The sequence below is a fragment of the Azovibrio restrictus DSM 23866 genome (genome assembly GCF_000429665.1).
Classification (GTDB): Bacteria; Pseudomonadota; Gammaproteobacteria; order Burkholderiales; family Rhodocyclaceae; genus Azovibrio; species Azovibrio restrictus.
The window spans coordinates 1-1080 of the sequence record NZ_AUCH01000056.1 but is presented as its reverse complement, the minus strand read 5'-3'; the positions used below and the strand labels follow the sequence as shown (position 1 = coordinate 1080).

Genomic DNA, 1080 nt, shown 5'->3' with positions numbered 1-1080 from the left:
GTGAGGAGATAGCAGACCTGATCGGCGGCGGCCTGTTGGTCCTGCTGCTGGCGCGCCTGAGCCTGGCGCTGGGCGTCCCGCTCGGCCAGGGTGGCTGTCTCAATGATTTTTGCTTCTCTTCTTCATCTTCATGAATATGGTCGTGATTGATATTAATAAAATTGAGGACAACATAATTGTAAATATATCTATATAGGCGGCTTCTGTTGCAATGTTTAACGGGTGGGGTAGTTTGTTTGTAAAAATCTCTATTTTCATTGTTTCGAGTATATATTTTGTCAATCCTGTTGAAACTATCCATGCTGGTATTATTAGTGTATACAAAAGTTTTTTATTTGGTTCTATTTTATATTTCACAAGCAGGTGTATTGTGGTGTATTTAATTGCTATTATGCTTGAAATTAGTCTCCCGGCTATGGCCATTATAGGTAGTATGGTTGCACCGGTATGCGTGATTGGTTTGTTGAAAAAAAAAATAAAAGTACAAACACTAGATAGCCAGATGGTTGCCATTGCAATAATTTTAATTTTATTCATTTTCTTGTCCTTCTTTCAAGAGTTCTGGGCAACTTGGTAGGTCAGTGGTGTATCGTCCGTACTCATATCCTATCCACATCGGTATGTTGTCATAAATTTCGAGCCCGTCTGATACTGGACCTGTGGCAATATTTCCAATCGTTTTTGCTGTTTTCTCATATCTGACGGTATTTATATCCTTTCCATTGCTTACCTTGTCCAAAGCCTCTTTTTCAGCCTTGCATCTAGCTGTTTCATCTCTGATTGCTGCCTCTTTTCCTTTTTCATATCCATCAGTAAAACCTGTAAATTTCCCCCAGATATTGTTTGCATGGGAAGCTATATCGATTCCCTTGTCAACTGCACGAGAGGCGAGGTCGATTCCCTTTTCAATTATTCCAGATAGACCATAAGGATCTATCCAGGTAGTGGGATCGGGAACATAAGAATAAACATTCACCCCGCCCCTCAACCCAATAGGATCCTGAGTGAGATACCTGCCGGAATCGGGATCGTAGTAGCGGTGGCGGTTGTAGTGGAGTCCGGTTTCTTCGTCGTGGTACT

General features: G+C 41.8%; 1 protein-coding gene. It reads right to left on the bottom strand.

The features are described 5' to 3' along the window. Nucleotides 1-529: 529 nt before the first annotated feature. Nucleotides 530-1080: RHS repeat-associated core domain-containing protein (locus G474_RS23035; protein WP_169729553.1), on the bottom strand; the 551-nt coding region annotated here is incomplete at its 5' end.